Raw genomic sequence first — 21,484 nt, forward strand, 5'->3', positions numbered from 1 at the left:
AAGTTAAACCATTTTGACGGAAATCCCATCCTGTTGCATCCGATTTTTCATGGTGCGCTTGGTGCGATCGATCACCTCCCCCACCAGCTGGCCGCAGGCTGCATCGATGTCGTCACCACGGGTCTTGCGGACGATGACGGTGAAGCCATATTCCATCAATACCTTGGAAAAACGGTCGATACGGCTGTTGCTCGGCTTGCCGTAGGGGTTGCCCGGGAAGGGGTTGAACGGGATCAGGTTGATCTTGCTCGGGGTATCCTTGAGCACCTTGGCCAGCTCGTGGGCGTGCTGCATGTCGTCATTGATATGATCGAGCAGCACATATTCCACGGTCACCCGGCCACCGTTGGCGTTGGACTTGCCGAGGTAGCGACGGACACCGGCGAGAAACTCCTCGATGTTGTACTTGTCGTTGATCGGCATGATCTCGGAGCGTAGCTTGTCGTTGGGTGCGTGCAGGGAGATGGCCAGGGCCACGTCAATCTGGTCGCCCAGCATGTCCAGTGCCGGCACCACGCCGGAGGTGGAGATGGTCACCCGGCGCTTGGAGATGCCGTAGCCGAAGTCGTCCATCATCAGGCGCATGGCCGGTACCACGTTGGCGAGGTTGAGCAGCGGCTCGCCCATGCCCATCATCACCACGTTGGTGATGGGACGCTTGCCGCCGACGATCTTGGCGGCACGCCATACCTGGCCGATGATCTCGGAGACTTTCAGGTTGCGGTTGAAGCCTTGCTGGGCGGTAGAGCAGAACTTGCACTCCAGGGCGCAGCCTACCTGGGAGGAGACGCACAGGGTCGCCCGATCCTCTTCCGGAATGTAGACGGTCTCCACCTCCTGACCGCCGACCTGCAGCGCCCACTTGATGGTGCCGTCGGAGGAGCGCTGTTCACGGCTCACTTCCGGCGCCCGGATCTCGGCGATCGCCTTGAGGCGCTCGCGCAGCACCTTGTTGACGTTGTTCATCTGATCGAAATCATCACAACCAAAGTGATAGATCCACTTCATCACCTGATCTGCCCGAAACGGCTTCTCGCCCAGTTCGACGAAGAAGGCACGCATGGCATCCCGATCAAGATCCAGCAGGTTGGTTTTTGTTTCGCTCATCAAGGGCCTCAGCTCACACACTTCATAAATTATCGGCTGACCTACGTCAGGGGGCGGCATTGTACAAATTATGGGTCCGGCTTTCCACCTGGAGAATAAGTGGATATTGACCGAATGACCAAAAAACAAAAGGGAGCCGAGGCTCCCTTGGGGTTCTTTCGACAGAAATCAGCCGCGCGGGCAGATCTCGGCGTCGGAGAAGAAGTAGGCGATTTCACGGGCAGCGGAGGCCGGAGCATCGGAGCCGTGCACGGCGTTGCGGTCGATGCTCTCCGCGAAGCAGGCGCGCAGGGTGCCGGCCAGGGCCTCTTTCGGGTTGGTGGCGCCCATGATTTCACGGTGGCGACGGATGGCCTCTTCGCCTTCCAGCACCTGGATCATGACGGGGCCGGAGGTCATGAAGCTGACCAGGCCGTCATAGAAAGGCTTGCCCTGGTGCTCGGCATAGAAACCGGCGGCTTGCTCGCTGCTCATGTGCAGCATCTTGGCGGCGATGACTTTCAGGCCAGCGCTCTCGAAACGGTTGTAGATGGCACCGATCAGGTTCTTGCTGACGGCATCCGGCTTGATGATGGAGAAGGTACGTTCGATGGCCATTGAGATCTTTCCTTAACTACAGAGATTTATTGTTAGAATCCATGTTCGGCGGCGATTATACGTAAACAAAAAGCGAAATAACACACAGAAAAGCAACTTTTTATTAAACAATTTCTTCCCTAAAACAACATCACCACTCATCTTGGCCCAGGCTGGCAGGAAAAAATGTGCGCTTGTGCACGATAGTCATGTTAACCCCCTGAAACCCAGGCTATTGCTCAGCCTCCCCCTGTCGAAAGGGCACCCGCAGGTGCCCTTGTCATTGCCGGTCAGCGGACCTCCGCCAGCAGGGTGTGGGCGATGGTGCGCATCCCCAGGGTGTTGGCCCCCGGCGCCCACAGGTTGTCGCCGTTCTCGCTGAAACAGGCGGCGAGATCGACGTGCAGCCAGCCCTGCCCCTCATTGGCGACGAAGCGGGAGAGGAAACCCGCCGCGTTGGAGGCACCACCCGGACCACCGCCCGGCACGGGCCGGCTGTTGGCGGTGTCGGCATAGTGGGACGGGCACTGCTGGCGATGCCAGGGTTCCAGCGGCAGCGGCCAGGCGGGTTCCTGTTCGGCATCCGCATAACCCATGGCGCGGCTCACCAGCCCCTTGTCCAGCCCGAACAAGGCATTGTAACGTCCCCCCAACGCCATCACCGCCGCCCCGGTCAGGGTCGCGGCGTCGATGACCAGCGGCGCGCCGGAATCCCCGGCCAGCTGCAGGCCGTCGGCCAGCACCAGCCGTCCCTCGGCGTCGGTGTTGACGATCTCCACCGTGGTGCCGTTCTTGTAGGTGAGGATGTCACCCAGCTTGTAGGCATGACCGGAAACCAGGTTCTCGGCGCAGCAGAGGATGAGCTTCACCCGCTTGTCGAGGCCGCGCAGAATGGCCAGCGCCAAGGCGCCGGTGACGATGGCGGCCCCGCCCATGTCGTGCTTCATGGTCAGCATGCCCTGGGAGGTCTTCATGGAGTAGCCGCCGGAATCGAAGGTGATGCCCTTGCCCACCAGCGCTGCCGCTACCGGGGCTTTGGGATCCCTGCTCGGGTTGAAGTCCAGCTCCAGCAGCACGGGCTCGCGCTCGCTGCCACGGCCGACCTGGTAGAGACCGACCCAGCCCGCCTGCTGCAAGGCTTCCCCCTTGAGAATGCGATGACTGATCCGGTCCGGCGCCAGCTCGGTGATGAAGGCGGCAGCTTCAACCGCCAGCTCCAGCGGCCCCAGCTGTTCCGGCGTGGCATTGGTCATCTCCCGCACCCAGCGCCCGCACAGCCAGCGCGCCTCCAGCTCCTCCCGATCCTCCTCGGATGACGTGGCCCACTGCAGCTCGACCTCCACCTTGGGGGTTTGCAGCCCTTGGGCAAAGGCCCACTGCTGCTCGCGCTCCCAGTGGCCGGCCAGCACCACCTGCTGGATCCCCTGACTGCACAGACGCCGTGCCGCCTGCTGGATATCCAGCAAGGGGCTGGCGGTCACCAGATGGATCACCATGCCGTCGGCGCGGTGGGAGAGCAGCGCCCCCTCGCCCCACTCGGGAGCGGCAAATTCTCGGCTCAACCAGATGTTCATGCACTCACCTCCTGCAGACAGCGGGTGACAGATAATACGCAGGCCGTGGCGCTGTTCGCCGATTGTCCAAAGCCTTCACCAAATGCTTGATTCAGCCAGACTCTCATTCACTCACCTCCTGCAACCAGCGAGCGATGGTACGCAGACCGTGGCCCTTGGCACCGGTCGCCCACAGGTCATTGCCCGATTTTTGATAGGAAGCGGCCAGATCCAGGTGCACCCAGCCCTTGCCTTCGTCACGCACGAAGCGCGACAGGAAGGCAGCTGCCGTGGTGGCACCGGCGGTGCCTTCGGCGGACGCCACATTGCCCAGCTCGGCAAAGGCGGAGGTGAGCTGACCCGCATGCCAGGGCTCCAGCGGCAGCGCCCAGGCCTGCTCGTTTTCGGCTTTGGCGGCTGCCAGCGCGCGGGCCTGCTCGGCCTCATCGAGGGCAAACACGGCGTTATAGTCGCGGCCCAGCGCGGTCTTGGCGGCGCCGGTCAGGGTAGCGGCGTCGAGGATGTAGGCAGCCCCGCTTTCGCTGGCGGCCAGCAGGCCGTCAGCCAGCACCAGGCGGCCTTCCGCGTCGGTGTTCTGGATCTCGACCGAGATGCCGTTGCGATAGGTGAGGATGTCGCCAAGCTTGAAGGCATGGCCGGAGACCAGGTTCTCGGCGCAGCAGAGGATGAGCTTCACCCGCTTGTTCAGGCCGCGGCTGATGGCCAGCGCCAGCGCGCCGGTCACCATGGCGGCGCCGCCCATGTCGGACTTCATCGGCAGCATGTTGTCGGAGGACTTCATGGAGTAGCCGCCGGAATCGAAGGTGATCCCCTTGCCCACCAGCGCCGCCAGCACGGGGGCATTGGCATCCCCGGTCGGGTTGTAGTCTAGCTCCAGCAGCACCGGCTCGCGCTCGCTGCCGCGGCCCACCGACCAGATCCCGATGTGACCGGCCTCCTGCAGCGCCTCCCCGGCGGTAATGCGGGCGGTCACCTTGTCACCGGCGAGACTGCGGATGAGCAGCAGGGCGGATTCCGCCAGGCTCATGGGGTAGATCTCCTGCGGGCAGCCGTTGGTCACCTCGCGCACCCAGCGGGTCGCTTTCAGCAAGGCAGCCAGTTCGGCAGCCTCCTGGTCGCTCTGCTCACCGAAATCGAGCTCGCGAACCCCCTTGGCGGCATAGAAGCCCTGGGCAAAGGCGTAGCGACGCTCCCCATTCCAGCCCTCACCCACCAGCTTGACGCGCTTGATGCCGCTCGACTCGAGTCGTCTGGCAGCACGCTGGATGGCGCGCAGCGCCTCCTTCTCCTGGCCGCTGCCCAGATGGAGATGGGCTTCGTCGCCGTTGAAACTGAGCAGGGCACCCTCGCCCCAGTGGGCGGCGGCAGCCTGGGAAGACAACCGTACGTTCATCATGTCAGCCATGTTCTCTTGCTTCCTTTTTATTGGCACTTTCATCAACGAATAGGGAAATCACGGGCACAAAAAAGGCCGCTCCCTCAAGGGTCACGGCCTTCACCATATCATTACTGCACCACGAGATGCTGCACGCGCAATTCACTCATGTGTAATTAAGGGGTCATCAGTGGCGCTCAGACGCCAGATTCAGGGTGTACTTGGGCAGTTCCACCACCAGATCCTCGTCCGCCAGTCTGGCCTGGCAGCTGAGACGGGATTCCGGCTCCAGCCCCCACGCCTTGTCCAGCATGTCGTCTTCCAGCTCGTCGCTCGGCTCGAGGGAGTCGAAGCCTTCCCGCACCACGCAGTGGCAGGTGGTGCAGGCGCAGGACTTCTCGCAGGCGTGCTCGATCTCGATGCCGTTGCGCAGCGCGATGTCCAGAATGGTTTCACCGGTCGCGCCTTCGAGGGCCGCGCCGTCCGGACAGAGCTCGGGATGGGGCAGAATAATCAGTTTTGGCATATTACACCTTGTTGACGTTTTGTCCGGTCAGCACCTTGCGGATGGAGGCATCCATCCGGCGGGCTGCAAATTCGCCACTGGCAGCGTCCGCCGCCTCGATGGCCTCTTTGATCTGGTTGGTGGTGCCCGTGCTGCGCATGGTCAGCAGATGGGCGATGGCGGCATCCAGCTCGGCCCGCTCGGCGGGGCTCAATAAAGCCTCGCCATCGGCGGCCAGGGCGGCGTTGAGACTCTCGACCACCCGGTCGGCCTCGACCTGCTGCTCCGCCAGCATGCGGGCGTCCATGTCCTGCTGGGCATTGGCGATGGAGGCGCTCAGCATGTTGAGGATGTCATCCTCGCCCAGTCCATAGGAGGGCTTGACCTGGATCTCGGCCTGCACGCCGGAGGATTTCTCCATGGCGCTGACCGACAGCAGACCGTCCGCATCCACCTGGAAGGTGACGCGAATGTGTGCCGCCCCTGCCGCCATGGGCGGAATGCCGGTCAGGGTGAAGCGGGCCAAGGATCGGCAATCGGCCACCAGCTCGCGCTCGCCCTGCACCACGTGGATCGCCATCGCGGTCTGGCCATCCTTGAAGGTGGTGAACTCCTGGGCGCGGGCCACCGGAATGGTGGTATTGCGCGGGATCACCTTCTCGGCAAGGCCGCCCATGGTCTCAAGACCCAGGGAGAGCGGAATGACGTCCAGCAGCAGCATTTCGGCGTCGGGCTTGTTGCCCACCAGGATGTCGGCCTGGATGGCAGCACCGATGGCCACCACCTTGTCGGGATCGATGCTGGTCAAGGGCGGACGCTGGAAGAACTCGCCCACCAGCTCGCGCACCAGCGGCACCCGGGTCGAACCACCGACCATCACCACTTCCAGCACCTCCTCCTGCTCGAGCCCCGCATCGCGCAGGGCGCGGCGGCAGGCCAACAGGGTACGCTTGACCAGCGGCTGGATCAGCTCGTCAAACTGGCTGCGGGTGATGGAGCCCTGCCAGCCGGCAAAGGTGCAGGGAACGGCGTCGGCGTCAGTCAGACCGTGTTTGACGGCGGCGGCCACATCCAGCAGCTCGCGCTGCAGACGGGCATCCAGCTCGCCAGTCAAACCGGCTTGCTCTTTCAACCAGTCTGCCAGCAGGTGATCGAAGTCATCGCCGCCGAGGGCCGAATCGCCACCGGTGGCCATCACCTCAAACACCCCGCGATGCAGGCGCAGGATGGAGATATCGAAGGTGCCGCCACCCAGGTCATAAACAGCGATCACCCCTTCCTGACCGGAGTCGAGGCCATAGGCGATGGCGGCGGCGGTCGGTTCGTTGAGCAGGCGCAGCACGTGCAGACCGGCCAGGCGGGCCGCATCCTTGGTGCCCTGGCGCTGGGCGTCATCGAAATAAGCGGGCACAGTGATGACCACGCCGTCGAGATCGCCACCGAGGGCGGCAGCGCCCCGCTCGGCCAGTTTCTTGAGGATCTCGGCCGAGACCTGAACCGGGTTGACCAGCCCTTGACGGGTCTGCAGCTGCGGCATGCCGTTGTCGGCTGCCACGAATTGATAGGGTTGCTGGCGGGTATCGATGTCGGCCAGCGCCTTGCCCATCATCCGCTTGGCGGAAACGATGGTGTTGTGCGGGTCGAGGGCGGCCTCGCGCTTGGCATCGACGCCGACCCGGATGGTGTCAGCCTGGTAATGCACGACGGAGGGCAGCAGATCACGCCCCTGCTCGTCGCAGAGGGTATCGGCCTGACCGCTGCGCACGGCGGCGACCAGCGAGTTGGTAGTGCCAAGATCGATGCCAACGGCACGTTTGTGCTGATGAGGTGCGGCGCTCTGGCCGGGCTCGGCGATTTGCAGTAATGCCATGGGTAATCAAACTTCCAGCGTTAAAGGATCAAGACTCGAACAGCGAGTCTTCGAATCGTTCCAGCTCCTCGAGGAGCTTGTCGACAAACTTGAGTTTGCGAACACAATCAGCCGCTCGCGGATCCTCGCCAGTAGCGAGAGCCTGGGTCAGCTGCTGCATCAACAACTGGTGATCATGCCTGATCTCCTGGCGAAAATCCTTGATGGCACGCTCAGGGTCCGTCTCCCCTTTCAGGTCAGCCAGCCGCTCACGCCACTCCAGTTGCTGCATCAGAAACGCGGTATCTTGCAACGTCTGTTGCTCGCCACGAAGTTCGGTGCCACGCAGGGAGAGCAGGTACTCGGCTCGGCGCAGGGGCGCCTTGAGGGTAGTGAAGGCATCGTTGATCTGGGCGGCACGTTGCACCGCAGCCAGCTGCTCCCGCTCGGGGGCGGTGGCAAAACGATCGGGATGAAACTGGATTTGCAACTGGCGGTAGGTCTCTGCCAGCTGACGGGTATCGAGCTCGAAGCCTTCAACCAGCCCAAACAGCTCGAAATAATTCATGCAGACCTCTTAGACACTGATGCTGCCCCCATGCCGCTCGCGCTCAGGTGGGCGAAGCGGCATGGTTGAACCGGCCGTGGCCGGCCAGTTCAACGGACAAGCGATCATGTGTTGCACACATCTTAGACACTGAAGCTTTCGCCGCAACCACACTCGCCCTTGGCGTTGGGGTTGTTGAACTGGAAGCCCTCGTTGAGGCCTTCCTTGACGAAATCCAGTTCGGTGCCATCCAGGTGGATCAGACTCTTGGCATCGACGATGATCTTGACCCCGTCCTGCTCGAATACCTGATCTTCATCTGCCAGCTCATCGACGAACTCGAGCACATAGGCAAGACCCGAGCAGCCGGTGGTCTTGACGCCGAGGCGCAGGCCGATGCCCTTGCCCCGGTTGGTCAGAAACGAGGAAACCCGTGCCGCTGCGGCATCTGTCATGGTAATGGCCATACTGCGCTCCTGACCTTAGAGACCTTTCTTCTGCTTGTAATCGGCGATGGCGGCCTTGATGGCATCCTCGGCCAGAATGGAGCAGTGGATCTTCACCGGTGGCAGTGCCAGCTCTTCGGCGATGTCGGTGTTCTTGATACCGGCCGCTTCATCCAGGGTCTTGCCCTTGACCCACTCGGTCACCAGGGAGCTGGAGGCGATGGCGGAACCACAACCGTAGGTCTTGAACTTGGCATCTTCGATGATGCCATCGTCGCTGATCTTCAGCTGCAGCTTCATCACGTCACCACAGGCCGGTGCACCGACCATGCCGGTAGCGATGCTGGGATCGTTCTTGTCGAAGCCGCCTACGTTACGGGGGTTCTCGTAGTGGTCGATTACTTTTTCACTGTAAGCCATATCTAACTCCTGCTAATTCCGTTGAACACCGATCCCGCGGATCAGTGATGAGCCCATTCGACCGTGTTCAGATCGACGCCGTCCTTGTACATCTCCCACAGGGGAGACATCTCGCGCAGACGACCGATGGAGTCACGGATAAGCTTGATTGCGTAATCAATCTCTTCCTCGGTGGTGAAGCGACCCATGCTGAAACGGATGGAGCTGTGCGCCAGCTCGTCGTTCAGGCCCAGTGCGCGCAGCACATAGGAGGGCTCCAGGCTGGCCGAGGTACAGGCAGAACCAGAAGAGACCGCCAGATCCTTCAGCGCCATGATGAGGGATTCCCCTTCCACATAGGCGAAGCTGACGTTGAGGTTGCCCGGCACCCGCTGTTCCAGGTCACCGTTGATGTAGACCTCTTCGATATCCTTGATGCCGTCCCACAGACGCTGACGCAGGGCCATGATGCGCTGACCTTCGCTCACCATCTCTTCCTTGGCGATGCGGAAGGCTTCGCCCATGCCGACGATCTGGTGAGTCGGCAGGGTGCCGGAACGCATGCCGCGCTCGTGGCCACCACCGTGCATCTGGGCTTCCAGGCGCACACGCGGCTTGCGACGCACGTAGAGGGCACCAATGCCTTTCGGGCCGTATACCTTGTGGGCAGACATGGAGAGCAGGTCAACCTTGAGCGCTTCCACGTCGACCGGGATCTTGCCCACACTTTGTACCGCATCCACGTGCAGCAGGATCTTGCGGGAGCGGCACAGCTCGCCGATGGCGGCGATGTTTTGCACCACGCCGATCTCGTTGTTGACGTGCATGATGCTGACCAGGATGGTGTCATCACGCAACGCGCCTTCGATCTGTTCCAGGGTGAACAGGCCATTGGGCATCGGCTCGAGGTAGGTTACCTCATAGCCTTCGCGCTCCAGCTGGCGACAGGTATCCAGTACCGCCTTGTGTTCGGTCTTGGAGGTAACGATGTGCTTGCCCTTGCCGGCGTAGAAATGGGCAACGCCCTTGATGGCGAGGTTGTTGGATTCAGTCGCACCGGAGGTGAAGACGATCTCGCGCGGGTCGGCACCGATCAGCTCTGCCACTTGATTACGGGCCAGATCGACCGCCTCTTCGGCTTGCCAGCCAAAGCGGTGGGAACGGGAAGCTGGATTGCCGAACAGGCCATCCATGGTGAGACACTGCATCATTTTTTCTGCGACACGCGGGTCCACCGGACAGGTTGCCGAATAATCAAGGTAAATAGGCAGTTTCATGTTTTTCTCCGTTACAGCCAGGGTCATACATCGACCAGCTGTGGAAAGCACGTTTGTTTATAGTTGGACTTTCAAGCTCACATCGCCGCGTTCTGCCCGGTCTACCAAGGACAACACGGTTTTCATTTGTTCATCTTGCTTGCCGGCAATCCGGCGCACATCGGCCTGATCAACCAGCTCGGCCAAGGTGATGTCCCCCAGGAAGCTGGAGATCCGCTCGCTCAGGTCACGCCACAGGGAGTGAGTGAGGCACTGGGTGCCGCCGTGGCAGCCGCCCTTGCCGAGGCACTTGGTGGCATCCACCGATTCGTCGACCGCGGTGATCACCTGACCGACCGAGATGGCATTCGGCGCCAGACCGAGGCGATAACCGCCGCCCGGACCACGTACGCTGCTCACCAGGCCATGCTTGCGCAGGCGGGCAAACAGCTGCTCCAGATAGGACAAGGAGATGCCCTGGCGCTCCGAAATATCAGCCAGGGGCACGGGCCCCTGCTCTGCATGCAACGCCACGTCGAGCATGGCAGTCACAGCGTAACGTCCTTTTGAGGTCAGTCTCATATGCCTTACCGTTTTGCGAACCAATCAATATGGGCATATGGTCACATACCCGACTAAATCAGTCAAGTATATGGTTGAGTAATCCAGTCGGGTTTAATCCTGCGGCCTCGGTTTTTGCACCGAGGTCAGAATGCCGCGCAGGATGTTGAGTTCCACCGCTTCCGGACGAGCCCGGTTGAACAGGCGGCGCAGCTTGCTCATGACCTGCCCCGGATGGTCATCGGCGATGAAGCCGGTCTTGAGCAGCGTCTGCTCCAGATGCTGGTAGAAGCCTTCCAGCTGCTCGGCGCTGGGATAATCCACCGCCATGTCGGTCTCGCCGACCTGTTCCCGCTGCAGCCAGTGCATCCGCACCTCATAGCAGAGGGTCTGCACCGCCATGGCCAGGTTGAGGGAGCTGTACTCCGGATTGGCCGGAATGGCCACGTGGTAGTGGCACTTTTGCAGTTCGTCGTTGGTCAGGCCGGTGCGTTCACGGCCAAATACCAGCGCCACCGGATGCTGCATCCCCTCGGTTACCAGCTTCTCGCCCGCTTCGCGAGGGTCCAGCATGGGCCAGCTCAGGGTACGGGAGCGGGCACTGGTACCGATGACCAGACCACAATCCGCAATGGCTTCATCCAGGGTCGACACGATACGGGCATTGGCCAGCAGATCGCTGGCACCGGCGGCCAGCGCATAGGCGTTGTCATCGGGCTGTGCTTGCGGATCAACCAGCACCATCTGGCTCAAGCCCATGGTCTTCATGGCGCGTGCCGCAGAGCCCATGTTGCCGGTGTGAGAAGTGTTTACCAACACGATACGAATCTGATCCAACATGCCCAGTCAATCTTCAGTCAAAAATGGCGCGCAATTGTAACATAGCCAATCGCTATTTTGGCACCGTAAATGGCGCGCCAATTCACAACAATGACGCCGTTTTGCAGAACAAAGCGGTATGAGACAGGTGCGCTGACTGGCTAGACTTGAAGGATGGGAAGGTGAAAAGTGGAGGCAACATGTGCCCACGCTGGCTTTATGAGAGGTTGCCCGTCTGCTATCTGCTGGTGGCGGTCGGCATCATCCTGCTCAGCCACTCCCCGCTGCTCTGGCTGGCGGGCACCTTGCTGTTTGTCGCCGGCGCCACCGTCTGGATGATGCGATCCAGCTATCGGCGCACCGATCTGGTCATCTTCCCGACCAAACGCTGGTTCCAGCCGGAGTGGCTCTACGAGGCCCAGCCGTTCATCTGGCTGGCGCTGGGTCTGCTGCTCTCGCGCCTTCCCAGCGCCAGCGCCCTGCTGGCACTGCTGCCCTGTCTGTGGGCCTGTCGCTGCCTGTGGGCCCGCAATCACTACCGCCACCATGCCGATGGGCTGGTCTCACAACTGAGGCGCAACCCCACCCGCCGGCGCAGAGTGCGCCTCTTGCGCTGATCCCGCCTTCGCCCGCTCGATGAAGGTGGCAAGATCCAGCAAGGGATAACGCACCAGGCTTGGCAAACCGTCCAGATCCAGGCTGTCCATCAGGTTTTTCACCTCCAGCCCCAGCTCGGTGTTCCCTTCAATCTTCAGCTTGCGCTGGAAGAAGAGAGAGTCGGGATCTTCCTTGCGCCCGGCGATCAGAATGAGGTCGTTGGTAGTGCCGCTGAAACAGACATCGGCCTGCTCGCAATGGCGAGCCACCACCAGCTTGCCATCCTGCTCGCTGATGAACCAGCAGAGCTCCAGATCCGAGACTTCGACCTTGAGCCACTTGCCCGCCAGGAATTCAAAGTCGCCATCTGCGATGGCCTCTTTGAACACGCTGGCCAGCAGGCGCTCCATCAGGTTCTGCTGCAAGGAAAATGGCACCAGTTTGAGAGGGTGGCGCAGAATGCGGGGAGCCTGTTCGACCAGGCGACGTTGCAGTTGTTGAAACACGATAAACTCCCAGTTTTTTGCGCATTCAAACACAGGGCCGCAGCCATGATCCTGTTGGAAATCAAACTTGTGCCCACTTACCTCAAGAAGGGTAAAGCCACACAAAGCTGCCTCAGGTCAAAAAGTGGAAGGACGCCGGTGAATACAATCGGGCCACTTTTGCATTTTTTGCCCTCTCGGAGCGTACCCGATGGAATTACTCTGTCCGGCAGGCAGTTTGCCGGCACTGAAAACAGCCGTGGATAACGGGGCCGATGCGGTCTATATCGGCTTCAAGGATGACACCAACGCCCGCCATTTCGCCGGGCTCAACTTCACCGACAGCAAGCTGGAGAAAGCAGTCGACTATGTGCACCAGCATGGCCGCAAACTGCACATCGCCATCAACACCTTCGCCCACCCGGGCTCCGATGCCCGCTGGCAGCAGGCGGTGGACAAGGGCGCCGCACTGGGTGCCGATGCCCTGATCATCGCCGACCTCGCCGTGCTCGACTATGCCAGCCGCCGCTACCCGGATCTGGAACTGCACGTCTCGGTGCAGGCCAGTGCCACCAACGCCGCCGCCATCCGTTTCTACCAACAGCACTTCAACGTCGGTCGGGTGGTGTTGCCGCGCGTCCTCTCCATGCATCAGGTGAGGCAGCTGGCCCGCGAGACCGACGTCGGCCTCGAGGTGTTCGCCTTCGGCAGCCTCTGCATCATGGCGGAGGGGCGCTGCTACCTCTCCTCCTACATGACCGGCGAGAGCCCCAATACCGTCGGCGCCTGCTCACCGGCCAAGTTCGTGCGCTGGGAGGAGACCCCGAGCGGCCTCGAGTCTCGCCTCAACGAGGTGCTGATAGACCGCTACGGCCCGGGGGAAAACGCCGGCTACCCGACCCTGTGCAAGGGCCGCTTCGAGGTCGATGGCCAGACCTACCACGCGCTGGAGGAGCCCACCAGCCTCAATACCCTCGGCCTGTTGCCCGAGCTGTTCCAGACCGGTATCCAGTCGGTCAAGATCGAGGGGCGCCAACGCAGCCCCGCCTACGTGGAGCAGGTCACCCGGGTCTGGCGCGCCGCCATCGACGCCTATCAGGCCAACCCGGAAGCCTATCAGGTCAAGGCCGAGTGGGATGCCCAGCTCGCCCGCGTCTCCGAGGGGAGCCAGACTACCCTCGGTGCCTATCATCGCCAGTGGCAATAAGGAGCCCTGTTCATGAAATTCTCTCTCGGCCCCCTGCTCTTCTACTGGCCCAAGGCCGACACCCAGGGCTTCTATCAGGCCGCCGCCGCCAGCCAGGCCGACATCGTCTATCTGGGGGAAACCGTCTGCAGCAAGCGCCGCGAACTGAAAGTGGATAACTGGATTGCCCTCGCCCATCAGGTAGCCGGCTCGGGCAAGCAGGCGGTGCTCTCCACGCTGGCGCTCATCTCCGCCCCCTCCGAGCTCAAGGAGGTCAAGCGGCTGGTCGACAACGGCGAGCTGATGATCGAGGCCAACGATCTGGGGGCAGTCCAGCTCGCCAGCGAAGCCGGGCTGCCGTTCGTCTGCGGCCCCGCCATCAACGCCTACAACGCCGATGTGCTGCGCATGCTGCTCAAACAGGGGATGCAGCGCTGGGTGATGCCGGTGGAGCTCTCACGGGACTGGCTGGTGCAGCTCAATCAGGATCTGGGCAGTGCCCGCCAGCAGATCGAGGTGGAGGTGTTCGCCTACGGCCACCTGCCGCTCGCCTACTCGGCACGCTGCTTCACCGCCCGCTCCCTCGACCGGCCCAAGGACAACTGCGAACTGGCCTGCATCGACTACCCCACCGGCCGGCTCGCCAGCAGCCGCGAGGGGCAGAAGGTGTTCAACCTCAACGGCATCCAGACCCAATCCGGTTACTGCTACAACCTGGGCAACGATCTGGCCGGGATGGAGGGGCTGGTGGATGTGGTGCGCCTCTCCCCCGAGGGGCTGGACACCCTGACGATGCTGGAGCGCTTCAAGGCCAACCAGCAGGGCCAGGCTCCCCTGCCCCTGCAGCAGGAGCGCGACTGCAACGGCTACTGGCGCCAGATCCCCGGCATGATGCTGGCGCAGTGAGCCGGCTGTGTACCCTCTGACGGGGGTGACTCCCCCCCTCGCATCTGACACCCGGACAGCAAAAAGGCCTCGCAGTGAGGCCTTTTCTACATCATTCAAACCGGCAACAGGGCAAGCTCAGGATGCCTGCTTGCTGCTCTTGCCCTGGGCACTCTGGGCACCGGGCGGCAGGGGTTTGCGCGCCATCAGCTCCAGCTCCAGCAGGGCATATCTGTGCTCGATGAAGTCATACACGTTGTTGGCGAGCGCCAGCTTGAAGTAGCTGATGGCTTCCTTGCGGTTGCCCTTGGCCAGTTCAAACTTGCCGAGGTAGAAGTAGGTTTCGCACAGGCGCTCGGCGAGCTCCCGGTTGTCCTTCACCCCTTTCACCACATTGCCCATCAACTGGGTGGCATTGAGTTCGCCGGTATAGAGGCGCACCAGATCCCAGTTCCAGGCATCGTCATCGTACTTGTTGAGCCGCTCGCGCATCCGGCTCATGGCGGCCGGTGCATTGAGCTTCTGTTCGGCCAGATAGAGCCAGATCACCCGATAGGGATCTTCCGGCTGCGCCTCGTAGAAGCGCTTCATATCGGCCGCGGCCAGCTCGGGACGATTGCCGTAATAGAGCGCAATGCCACGGTTCAGGTAGGCATAGTCATAATCGGGAGCCAGCTCGAGGGCGGAATCAAATGCCTCGTAGGCCTCGTCATAATTCTGCTGCTGCACCAAGTAGACGCCGATGAAGTTGTAGGCTTCGGCGAAATCCGGCTTCTCCCGCAAGGCGCGGTTGAAATCCAGCCGCGCCAGGGAGCGCAAGCCTACCCGGTCAAACACGACAGCACGCTCATAAAACAGTTCAGCCCGTTGCTCCGTGGTCAATTCCATCTCACTGAGCATCTGCCCGAGTCGCGCCAACGCCAACTCGCTCTGGTAAGAGACCTGCAGGGGGGTCGCCAATACCAGTGAAGCGGGTTGCGGCTTGGGAACTTGAGGCGCTTCAACCTGACTGCTACTGCTGCAACCCCACATGGGGAGCAGCAACAGGATACCAAGGAGGTATCCAATCCCTTTCCTGACGTTCAATGAACACTCCGACGCTTACGCTTGACCCGGCATATGGTAAAGGTCAGCCGACACTTTGTCATGTGGCTGAGCCTCTCTCCCTCAAATAAATCAGGATTCGACAGGGTATCCGGCATCACACCAGCCCCGAAAGCCACCATCGACGCTGACCACCCGGCCGTAGCCCATCTTCTGCAGGTTCTCCGCCACCAGAATGGAGCGAAATCCCCCACCACAATAGAGGTAGAGCTCGGTGTCGGGATCCGGATAACGGGTCTCGATGTCCCGCTCGATCACCCCGCGACCGAGGTAGGTCGCCCCCGGCAGATGGCCTCTGGCCCACTCGCTCTCTTCCCGCACGTCGACCAGGTGAAAGGTGCGCCCCTCATCCTGCCAACGTTTGATCTGGTGCACGTCGGTCTCCTGTACATGGGGACGAATGGCCTCTACCAGTGCCAGAAAACGGGGATTGTGTTGCATGGCTTGCTCCTTGCCTGTTGGCCAACAGCCGTGGGTGAAACCGTCATAATGACTCACCCGGACGATAAGAGAAAGGGCGCCTCGCGGCGCCCTTGTCATTTACGGCAGGATCTCTTGCTGATCCGCGCCCTCTTTTTCCACCTGGGTCGGCAGCATGTGCTCCCGCTTGACCCCGAAGAACATGGCGAACGAGCTCGCCACATAGATGGAGGAGTAGGTACCGAAGGCGACACCGATCACCATCGCCACCGAGAAACCGTGGATCAGCGGACCGCCCTTGAGCAGCAGTGCCAGCACCACCACGAAGGTCAACCCCGAGGTGATGATGGTCCGGCTCAGGGTCTCGGTCATGGAGAGATCCAGGATGTACTCGGTATCCCCCTTGCGCACCTTGCGAAAGTTCTCCCGCAACCGGTCGAACACTACGATGGTGTCGTTCAGGGAGTAACCCACCAGGGTCATCAATGCCGCCAGCACGGTCAGGTCGAACTCGTACTGGAAGTAGGCAAAGACGCCGAGGGTGATCACCACGTCGTGCACCAGGGAGAGAATGCCCCCCATGGCCAGACGCCATTCGAAGCGCACCGCCACGTAGATCAGGATACAGAGGATGGAGGCCAGCATGGCCAGCGCACCGTCGGTCGCCAGCTCGTCACCCACCGAAGGGCCGACGAACTCGACGCGCTTGAGCACGGCCGCAGGATCGATCAGCTTGGCCGCCGCCAGTACCTCGTTGCCCTGCTGCTCCACCTTGACCCCCTCTTTCGGGGTCAGGCGGAACAGTACGTCACGGCTGGAGCCGAAGTGTTGCAGGGTCGCCCCTTCAATCTTCTGCTCGTCCAGCACCTGGTGCACCTTGTCCAGGCTCACCGACTGCTGGAAACCCACCTCGATGGTGGTACCACCGGTGAAGTCCAGCCCCCAGTTCAGGCCCCGATCGAACAGGAAGAACAGGGAGATCACCATCAGCAGGGTAGAGAAGACCACTCCCGGCCTGGCATAGCGCATGAAGGGAATGGGCTTTTCAAAATGTAGAATCTGAAACATGTCTCTTCCTTAGATCGGCAGCTTGTCGAGGCGCCGTCCACCCCAGGCCAGGTTGATGATGGCGCGGGAGACCGTGATGGCGGTAAACATGGAAGCACTCAGACCAATCCCCAGCGTCAGGGCGAAGCCCTTGATGGCGCCGGTACCGATACCGAACAGGATCACACAGGTGATGAGCGAGGTGACGTTGGAGTCGGCGATGGTCGAGAATGCCCGATCAAAGCCCAGATGGATGGCCTGCTGCACCCCACGACCGTTGCGGATCTCTTCACGAATACGCTCGTAGATCAGCACGTTGGCATCCACCGCCATACCCAGCGTCAAGACGATACCGGCGATGCCCGGCAGGGTCATGGTGGCCCCCGGGATCATCGACATGATACCGACGATCAGCACCAGGTTCATGGTGAGGGCGATGTTGGCCACCCAACCGAACGCACGGTAGTAGATCCCCATGAACAGCACGATCACCAGCATGGCCCAGCCGATGGCTTCCATACCGCTGTCGATGTTCTGCTGACCCAGGCTCGGGCCTATGGTGCGCTCTTCCACGATCTGGATCGGGGCGATCAGCGCACCGGCACGCAGCAGCAGCGCCAGGTTATGGGCTTCGTTGGCGTTGTCGATGCCGGTGATGCGGAACTGGCTGCCAAGGCGCGACTGGATGGTGGCGACGTTGATCACCTCCTCCTGCTTGCGGAACTTGCGCTTGCCGTCCGGACCCGGCTGACCGACCGGCTTGTATTCGATGAACACGGTCGCCATGCCCTTACCAACGTTGTCCTTGGTAAAGTTGGCCATCTTGTTGCCACCCTGGCCATCAAGCTTGATGTTGACCTGGGGACGGCTGTATTCGTCGAAACCGGACTGGGCACCCACGATGTGGTCACCGGTCAGGATGATGCGTTTTTGCAGCACCACCGGACGTCCGTTGCGATCGTTGTAGACCTTGGAGCTCGGCGGCACCCGACCGTCGGCCGCGGCCTGGATGTCGGCGGTCTCATCGACCATGTGGAATTCCAGGGTCGCGGTGGCGCCCAGGATCTCCTTGGCACGGGCGGTGTCCTGAATACCGGGCAGTTCCACCACGATGCGCTCGGCACCCTGCTGTTGTACCAGCGGCTCGGCCACGCCCAGCTCGTTCACCCGGTTGCGGATGATGGTGATGTTCTGCTCGAGGGCGTACTTCTTCACTTCCTTGATCTTGGCTTCACTCAGACCGGCCAGCAGGACGAACTCGTCCCCCTTCTGCTCGGTGGTGAAGGTGAGATCCGGGTTCTGACGACGCAGGTGAGAGATGGCCTTGGCCTGATCGGCCTCGTCACGGAACAGCACCTGTACCTGATCACCGGCCCGGCGCACGCCGGAATAACGGATCTTCTGGGTACGCAGCTCGGAACGGAAATCCTGCACCATCTGCTCTTGCTGCTTGGTCAGCGCCTCGGCCATGTCCACTTCCATCAGGAAGTGCACACCGCCGCGCAGGTCCAGACCCAGCTTGAGCGGGTTGGCGCCGATGGCTTCGAGCCAGGCAGGCGTGGAAGGGGCCAGGTTGAGAGCGGTAATGAAGTTGTCGCCCAGCTTGTTGGCGACGATGTCGCGCGCCTTGAGCTGCTCTTCGGTATTTTTGAAACGAACCAGGATGAAGCCGTGCTCGAACGCCGCATGCTTGACCGGGATCTGAGCCGCATCGAGCGTCTCTTTCACCAGGTCAAGGGTGTCCAGCTTGACTTCGGCCCCCCGGCTGGCAGAGATCTGCAAGGCCGGGTCTTCGCCGTAAAGATTGGGGGCTGCATATAGAAAACCGATGGCGATCACCACGACCACCATCAGGTATTTCCACAGCGGATAGCGATTTAACACGCTGTGCTCCTCGGGAGATTAGAGGGACTGGATAGAACCCTTGGGCAGAACGGCAGAGACGAAGTCACGTTTGATGGTGACCTGGGTCTGATCGTTCAGGGCCAGCACGAGGTATTCGCTGTCGGCGGATACTTTGGCGATCTTGCCAACCAGGCCACCGGAAGTGAGTACTTCGTCACCCTTGGAGAGGGAGCTCATCAGGTTGCGGTGATCTTTGGCGCGCTTGGCCTGGGGGCGATAGATCATGAAGTAGAAGATGAGGCCGAATACGGCCAGCATGATGATCATTTCCATGCCACCACCCTGTGCACCCGGAACTGCGCCTTCTGCATACGCCTTGGAGATAATGCTCATTTAACAACCTCTTATTGATGTAGATTTGAAAACTAGCTTATATATCGTTGTTATTTCACGTCATTTTCAGCTAACGGAGGCACGGGCTTCCCTTGCCGACGGTAAAACTCAGTTACAAAGTCGTCTAATTTACCCTGCTCGATCGCGTCCCGCAAACCCTGCATCACGCGCTGGTAATAACGCAGGTTGTGAATGGTGTTCAGACGGGCACCGAGGATCTCGTTGCACTTGTCCAGATGGTACAAGTAACTGCGGGTGTAGTTCTTGCAGGTGTAGCAATCGCAGTCGGCATCCAGGGTGCTGGTGTCCTCGCGATACTTGGCGTTGCGGATCTTGACCACCCCGTCGGTGGTGAACAGGTGGCCGTTGCGGGCGTTGCGGGTCGGCATCACGCAGTCGAACATGTCGATGCCGCGGCGCACCCCTTCCACCAGATCTTCCGGCTTGCCTACGCCCATCAGGTAGCGCGGCTTGTCGGCCGGGATTTTCGGGCAGACGTGCTCGAGGATGCGATGCATGTCCTCTTTCGGCTCACCTACCGCCAGACCACCGACCGCGTAGCCGTCGAAGCCGATCTCCAAGAGACCTTCCAGCGACACATCCCGCAGATCTTCGTACACGGAACCCTGGATGATGCCGAACAGGGCGTTCTTGTTGCCGAGCGCATCGAACTTGTCGCGCGAACGCTTGCCCCAACGCAGGGACATCTCCATGGACTTGCGCGCCTCTTCGTAAGTGGCCGGGTACGGCGTGCACTCGTCGAAGATCATCACGATGTCGGAACCCAGATCGTACTGGATCTCCATGGATTTCTCGGGGTCGAGGAAGATCTTCTCGCCGTTGATGGGGTGACGGAAGTGCACGCCCGCTTCGGTGATCTTGCGGATGTGTCCCAAGCTGAACACCTGGAAACCGCCGGAGTCGGTCAGGATCGGGCCCTGCCAGTTCATGAAGTCATGCAGATCGCCGTGGGCGCGCATCACTTCCTGCCCCGGCCGCAGCCAGAGGTGGAAGGTGTTGCCGAGCAGGATCTGGGCACCGGTCTCACGCACCTCTTCCGGGGTCATCCCCTTGACGGTGCCGTAGGTGCCGACCGGCATAAAGGCCGGGGTCTGCACGGTGCCGCGCTCGAATACCAGCTGGCCGCGACGGGCACGGCCGTCAGTGGTTTTCAGTTCAAATTTCATTGCTACCTCGTTGCGTCAGAGAAACAGTCTGACAGTAGGGGGCCCGAGGGCCCGGTATAAAGGACACGGCTTATGCCAGCGCCCGGCGACGGGTGACGAACATGGCGTCCCCGTAGCTGAAGAAACGGTACTGCTCGGCCACGGCCGCCTGGTAGGCCGCCATCACGTTGTCGTAGCCGGCAAAGGCGCTGACCAGCATGATCAGGGTCGACTCCGGCAGATGGAAGTTGGTGACCATGGCATCGACCACCTGGAACGGGTAACCGGGGAAGATGAAGATGTCGGTGTCGCTGAAGAACGGCGCCAGCGGCTTGCCCTGAGCCAGGGTCACCTTGGCCGCGCTCTCGAGCGATCGCACCGAGGTGGTTCCCACAGCAATCACCCGGCCACCGCGGGCGCGCGTTGCGGCAATGGCGTCCACCACCTCCTGCGGCACCTCGGCATACTCCGAGTGCATGTGGTGATCTTCAATCTTCTCCACCCGCACCGGCTGGAAGGTGCCCGCCCCGACGTGCAGGGTGACGAACGCCGTTTCCACCCCCTTGGCACGAATTTTCTCGAGCAAGGGCTCGTCGAAGTGCAGGCCGGCTGTCGGCGCCGCCACGGCGCCCGGCTTCTGGTTGTAGACGGTCTGGTAGCGCTCCTTGTCGGCATCCTCGTCGGGACGGTCGATGTAAGGGGGCAGCGGCATGTGGCCGATGGCTTCCAGGATCTCCAGCACCGGACGGGGGTCGAGGAAGTGGATCTCGAACAGGGCATCGTGACGGGCACGCATCTCGGCTTCGACTTTCTCGCCGTCGGCCCCGCCATCCAGAATGAGCCGGGTACCGGGCTTGGGCGATTTGGAAGAGCGCACATGGGCCAGCACGCTGTGCTCGTCCAGCATCCGCTCCACCAGCACCTCCAGCTTGCCGCCGCTGGCCTTCTGGCCAAACATGCGCGCCGGAATGACACGGGTGTTGTTGAATACCAGCAGATCGCCGGGGTTGAGCTGGTCCAGCACATCCACAAATTGACCGTGGCGCAGTGCGCCAGTTTGACCATCGAGCTGCAACAGACGACTGGCGGTACGTTCCGTCATGGGATAGCGGGCAATCAGCTCGTCTGGCAGATCAAAATGAAAATCGGATACTTGCATCTTTCACCTCGGGGGGAATCGGCGGCTAGTCTAGTTATCCCCTTCTTCCAAGGCAACCCAAAAGACCAAAAACCCAAGGGAGACAAGGGATAGCGAGCAATTATGTGAAGCAGGGCCAGTTAAAAAACCTTTAAGGTTTTGTATTGACCCTGATCATGTTTTGCCGAGGGGGGCTGGGCTAGG

Annotated in this window: 23 protein-coding genes; 3 read left to right on the top strand and 20 right to left on the bottom strand. The window is 61.3% G+C overall.

The window, feature by feature from the left end; genetic code table 11:
- Positions 1-3: 3 nt before the first annotated feature.
- From QLG02_RS11695 to trmJ, 12 genes are all read right to left on the bottom strand, one after another.
- Positions 4-1,107 (bottom strand): bifunctional tRNA (adenosine(37)-C2)-methyltransferase TrmG/ribosomal RNA large subunit methyltransferase RlmN, encoded by a 1,104-nt coding sequence (locus QLG02_RS11695; RefSeq protein WP_011705642.1) that lies wholly within the window; start codon positions 1,105-1,107, stop codon positions 4-6.
- A 168-nt stretch (positions 1,108-1,275) separates the two neighbouring features.
- Positions 1,276-1,704 carry a nucleoside-diphosphate kinase gene (gene ndk, locus QLG02_RS11700; protein WP_011705641.1) on the bottom strand — a complete coding sequence of 143 codons (429 nt, stop codon included), beginning with the start codon at positions 1,702-1,704 and terminating at the stop codon, positions 1,276-1,278.
- Positions 1,705-1,973: 269 nt separating this feature from the next.
- Positions 1,974-3,257, bottom strand: a complete 1,284-nt coding sequence (gene pepB / locus QLG02_RS11705) for an aminopeptidase PepB (protein ID WP_016350402.1) — start codon at positions 3,255-3,257, stop codon at positions 1,974-1,976.
- Positions 3,258-3,360: 103 nt separating this feature from the next.
- Entirely contained in the window at positions 3,361-4,662 is a 1,302-nt protein-coding gene (pepB, locus tag QLG02_RS11710; RefSeq protein WP_101615373.1) for an aminopeptidase PepB, read from the bottom strand.
- A 157-nt stretch (positions 4,663-4,819) separates the two neighbouring features.
- A complete protein-coding gene (gene fdx / locus QLG02_RS11715) occupies positions 4,820-5,158 on the bottom strand; it encodes an ISC system 2Fe-2S type ferredoxin (RefSeq protein WP_005299781.1) in 339 nt (112 codons plus the stop codon).
- Position 5,159: 1 nt separating this feature from the next.
- Entirely contained in the window at positions 5,160-7,007 is a 1,848-nt protein-coding gene (hscA, locus tag QLG02_RS11720; RefSeq protein ID WP_282465235.1) for a Fe-S protein assembly chaperone HscA, read from the bottom strand.
- A 28-nt stretch (positions 7,008-7,035) separates the two neighbouring features.
- Positions 7,036-7,554 carry a co-chaperone HscB gene (hscB, locus tag QLG02_RS11725; protein WP_045790118.1) on the bottom strand — a complete coding sequence of 173 codons (519 nt, stop codon included), beginning with the start codon at positions 7,552-7,554 and terminating at the stop codon, positions 7,036-7,038.
- Between the two features lie 122 nt (positions 7,555-7,676).
- Positions 7,677-8,000, bottom strand: a complete 324-nt coding sequence (gene iscA / locus QLG02_RS11730) for an iron-sulfur cluster assembly protein IscA (RefSeq protein WP_011705636.1) — start codon at positions 7,998-8,000, stop codon at positions 7,677-7,679.
- A gap of 15 nt (positions 8,001-8,015) precedes the next feature.
- A complete protein-coding gene (gene iscU / locus QLG02_RS11735; RefSeq protein ID WP_005299770.1) occupies positions 8,016-8,399 on the bottom strand; it encodes a Fe-S cluster assembly scaffold IscU in 384 nt (127 codons plus the stop codon).
- Between the two features lie 41 nt (positions 8,400-8,440).
- Positions 8,441-9,655 (bottom strand): IscS subfamily cysteine desulfurase, encoded by a 1,215-nt coding sequence (locus QLG02_RS11740; RefSeq protein ID WP_005299763.1) that lies wholly within the window; start codon positions 9,653-9,655, stop codon positions 8,441-8,443.
- Positions 9,656-9,712: 57 nt separating this feature from the next.
- Positions 9,713-10,216, bottom strand: a complete 504-nt coding sequence (gene iscR, locus QLG02_RS11745; RefSeq protein ID WP_011705634.1) for a Fe-S cluster assembly transcriptional regulator IscR — start codon at positions 10,214-10,216, stop codon at positions 9,713-9,715.
- Between the two features lie 93 nt (positions 10,217-10,309).
- Positions 10,310-11,035, bottom strand: a complete 726-nt coding sequence (gene trmJ, locus QLG02_RS11750) for a tRNA (cytosine(32)/uridine(32)-2'-O)-methyltransferase TrmJ (RefSeq protein WP_049049104.1) — start codon at positions 11,033-11,035, stop codon at positions 10,310-10,312.
- 179 nt (positions 11,036-11,214) lie between these two features.
- On the opposite strand from trmJ, the gene QLG02_RS11755 reads away from it, so the two are divergent.
- The gene (locus QLG02_RS11755) at positions 11,215-11,631 is read left to right on the top strand and encodes a hypothetical protein (protein ID WP_101148881.1); all 417 of its coding nucleotides are present in this window, start codon (positions 11,215-11,217) and stop codon (positions 11,629-11,631) included.
- Here the strand turns inward: QLG02_RS11755 and QLG02_RS11760 are convergent.
- A complete protein-coding gene (locus QLG02_RS11760) occupies positions 11,578-12,117 on the bottom strand; it encodes an SCP2 domain-containing protein (protein WP_011705631.1) in 540 nt (179 codons plus the stop codon). The genes QLG02_RS11755 and QLG02_RS11760 overlap by 54 nt on opposite strands.
- A 190-nt stretch (positions 12,118-12,307) precedes the next feature.
- Between QLG02_RS11760 and QLG02_RS11765 the strand changes: the two genes are divergently transcribed.
- Positions 12,308-13,303 carry a peptidase U32 family protein gene (locus tag QLG02_RS11765; RefSeq protein WP_017410222.1) on the top strand — a complete coding sequence of 332 codons (996 nt, stop codon included), beginning with the start codon at positions 12,308-12,310 and terminating at the stop codon, positions 13,301-13,303.
- A gap of 12 nt (positions 13,304-13,315) precedes the next feature.
- Positions 13,316-14,188 (top strand): U32 family peptidase, encoded by an 873-nt coding sequence (locus QLG02_RS11770; protein WP_282465236.1) that lies wholly within the window; start codon positions 13,316-13,318, stop codon positions 14,186-14,188.
- Positions 14,189-14,305: 117 nt separating this feature from the next.
- Here the strand turns inward: QLG02_RS11770 and nlpI are convergent, their stop codons facing one another.
- The 7 genes from nlpI to queA form a co-directional block, all read right to left on the bottom strand.
- Positions 14,306-15,253 (bottom strand): lipoprotein NlpI, encoded by a 948-nt coding sequence (gene nlpI, locus QLG02_RS11775; RefSeq protein ID WP_280940144.1) that lies wholly within the window; start codon positions 15,251-15,253, stop codon positions 14,306-14,308.
- A gap of 90 nt (positions 15,254-15,343) precedes the next feature.
- Positions 15,344-15,712: a rhodanese-like domain-containing protein gene (locus tag QLG02_RS11780; RefSeq protein WP_017410225.1), complete on the bottom strand. Its 369-nt coding sequence runs from the start codon at positions 15,710-15,712 to the stop codon at positions 15,344-15,346.
- Between the two features lie 99 nt (positions 15,713-15,811).
- Entirely contained in the window at positions 15,812-16,759 is a 948-nt protein-coding gene (gene secF, locus QLG02_RS11785; protein WP_011705626.1) for a protein translocase subunit SecF, read from the bottom strand.
- 9 nt (positions 16,760-16,768) lie between these two features.
- The gene (gene secD, locus QLG02_RS11790) at positions 16,769-18,622 is read right to left on the bottom strand and encodes a protein translocase subunit SecD (protein ID WP_011705625.1); all 1,854 of its coding nucleotides are present in this window, start codon (positions 18,620-18,622) and stop codon (positions 16,769-16,771) included.
- An 18-nt stretch (positions 18,623-18,640) separates the two neighbouring features.
- On the bottom strand, positions 18,641-18,976 hold the full coding sequence (gene yajC, locus QLG02_RS11795; protein WP_011705624.1) for a preprotein translocase subunit YajC: 336 nt from the start codon (positions 18,974-18,976) through the stop codon (positions 18,641-18,643).
- 50 nt (positions 18,977-19,026) lie between these two features.
- On the bottom strand, positions 19,027-20,163 hold the full coding sequence (gene tgt / locus QLG02_RS11800) for a tRNA guanosine(34) transglycosylase Tgt (RefSeq protein WP_016350389.1): 1,137 nt from the start codon (positions 20,161-20,163) through the stop codon (positions 19,027-19,029).
- 70 nt (positions 20,164-20,233) lie between these two features.
- Positions 20,234-21,301: a tRNA preQ1(34) S-adenosylmethionine ribosyltransferase-isomerase QueA gene (gene queA / locus QLG02_RS11805; RefSeq protein ID WP_282465237.1), complete on the bottom strand. Its 1,068-nt coding sequence runs from the start codon at positions 21,299-21,301 to the stop codon at positions 20,234-20,236.
- Positions 21,302-21,484: the final 183 nt, after the last annotated feature.

The organism is Aeromonas sp. V90_14, assembly GCF_029967615.1.
In the GTDB taxonomy this organism is placed as follows: domain Bacteria; phylum Pseudomonadota; class Gammaproteobacteria; order Enterobacterales; family Aeromonadaceae; genus Aeromonas; species Aeromonas hydrophila.

Bases quoted from the DNA above. Each gene is read 5' to 3' on its own strand.
- QLG02_RS11695 (WP_011705642.1), bottom strand. From the start codon at position 1,107: ATGAGCGAAACAAAAACCAACCTGCTGGATCTTGATCGGGATGCCATG.
- ndk (WP_011705641.1), bottom strand. From the start codon at position 1,704: ATGGCCATCGAACGTACCTTCTCCATCATCAAGCCGGATGCCGTCAGC.
- pepB (WP_016350402.1), bottom strand. From the start codon at position 3,257: ATGAACATCTGGTTGAGCCGAGAATTTGCCGCTCCCGAGTGGGGCGAG.
- pepB (WP_101615373.1), bottom strand. From the start codon at position 4,662: ATGGCTGACATGATGAACGTACGGTTGTCTTCCCAGGCTGCCGCCGCC.
- fdx (WP_005299781.1), bottom strand. From the start codon at position 5,158: ATGCCAAAACTGATTATTCTGCCCCATCCCGAGCTCTGTCCGGACGGC.
- hscA (WP_282465235.1), bottom strand. From the start codon at position 7,007: ATGGCATTACTGCAAATCGCCGAGCCCGGCCAGAGCGCCGCACCTCAT.
- hscB (WP_045790118.1), bottom strand. From the start codon at position 7,554: ATGAATTATTTCGAGCTGTTTGGGCTGGTTGAAGGCTTCGAGCTCGAT.
- iscA (WP_011705636.1), bottom strand. From the start codon at position 8,000: ATGGCCATTACCATGACAGATGCCGCAGCGGCACGGGTTTCCTCGTTT.
- iscU (WP_005299770.1), bottom strand. From the start codon at position 8,399: ATGGCTTACAGTGAAAAAGTAATCGACCACTACGAGAACCCCCGTAAC.
- QLG02_RS11740 (WP_005299763.1), bottom strand. From the start codon at position 9,655: ATGAAACTGCCTATTTACCTTGATTATTCGGCAACCTGTCCGGTGGAC.
- iscR (WP_011705634.1), bottom strand. From the start codon at position 10,216: ATGAGACTGACCTCAAAAGGACGTTACGCTGTGACTGCCATGCTCGAC.
- trmJ (WP_049049104.1), bottom strand. From the start codon at position 11,035: ATGTTGGATCAGATTCGTATCGTGTTGGTAAACACTTCTCACACCGGC.
- QLG02_RS11755 (WP_101148881.1), top strand. From the start codon at position 11,215: ATGTGCCCACGCTGGCTTTATGAGAGGTTGCCCGTCTGCTATCTGCTG.
- QLG02_RS11765 (WP_017410222.1), top strand. From the start codon at position 12,308: ATGGAATTACTCTGTCCGGCAGGCAGTTTGCCGGCACTGAAAACAGCC.
- QLG02_RS11770 (WP_282465236.1), top strand. From the start codon at position 13,316: ATGAAATTCTCTCTCGGCCCCCTGCTCTTCTACTGGCCCAAGGCCGAC.
- QLG02_RS11780 (WP_017410225.1), bottom strand. From the start codon at position 15,712: ATGCAACACAATCCCCGTTTTCTGGCACTGGTAGAGGCCATTCGTCCC.
- secF (WP_011705626.1), bottom strand. From the start codon at position 16,759: ATGTTTCAGATTCTACATTTTGAAAAGCCCATTCCCTTCATGCGCTAT.
- yajC (WP_011705624.1), bottom strand. From the start codon at position 18,976: ATGAGCATTATCTCCAAGGCGTATGCAGAAGGCGCAGTTCCGGGTGCA.
- tgt (WP_016350389.1), bottom strand. From the start codon at position 20,163: ATGAAATTTGAACTGAAAACCACTGACGGCCGTGCCCGTCGCGGCCAG.
- queA (WP_282465237.1), bottom strand. From the start codon at position 21,301: ATGCAAGTATCCGATTTTCATTTTGATCTGCCAGACGAGCTGATTGCC.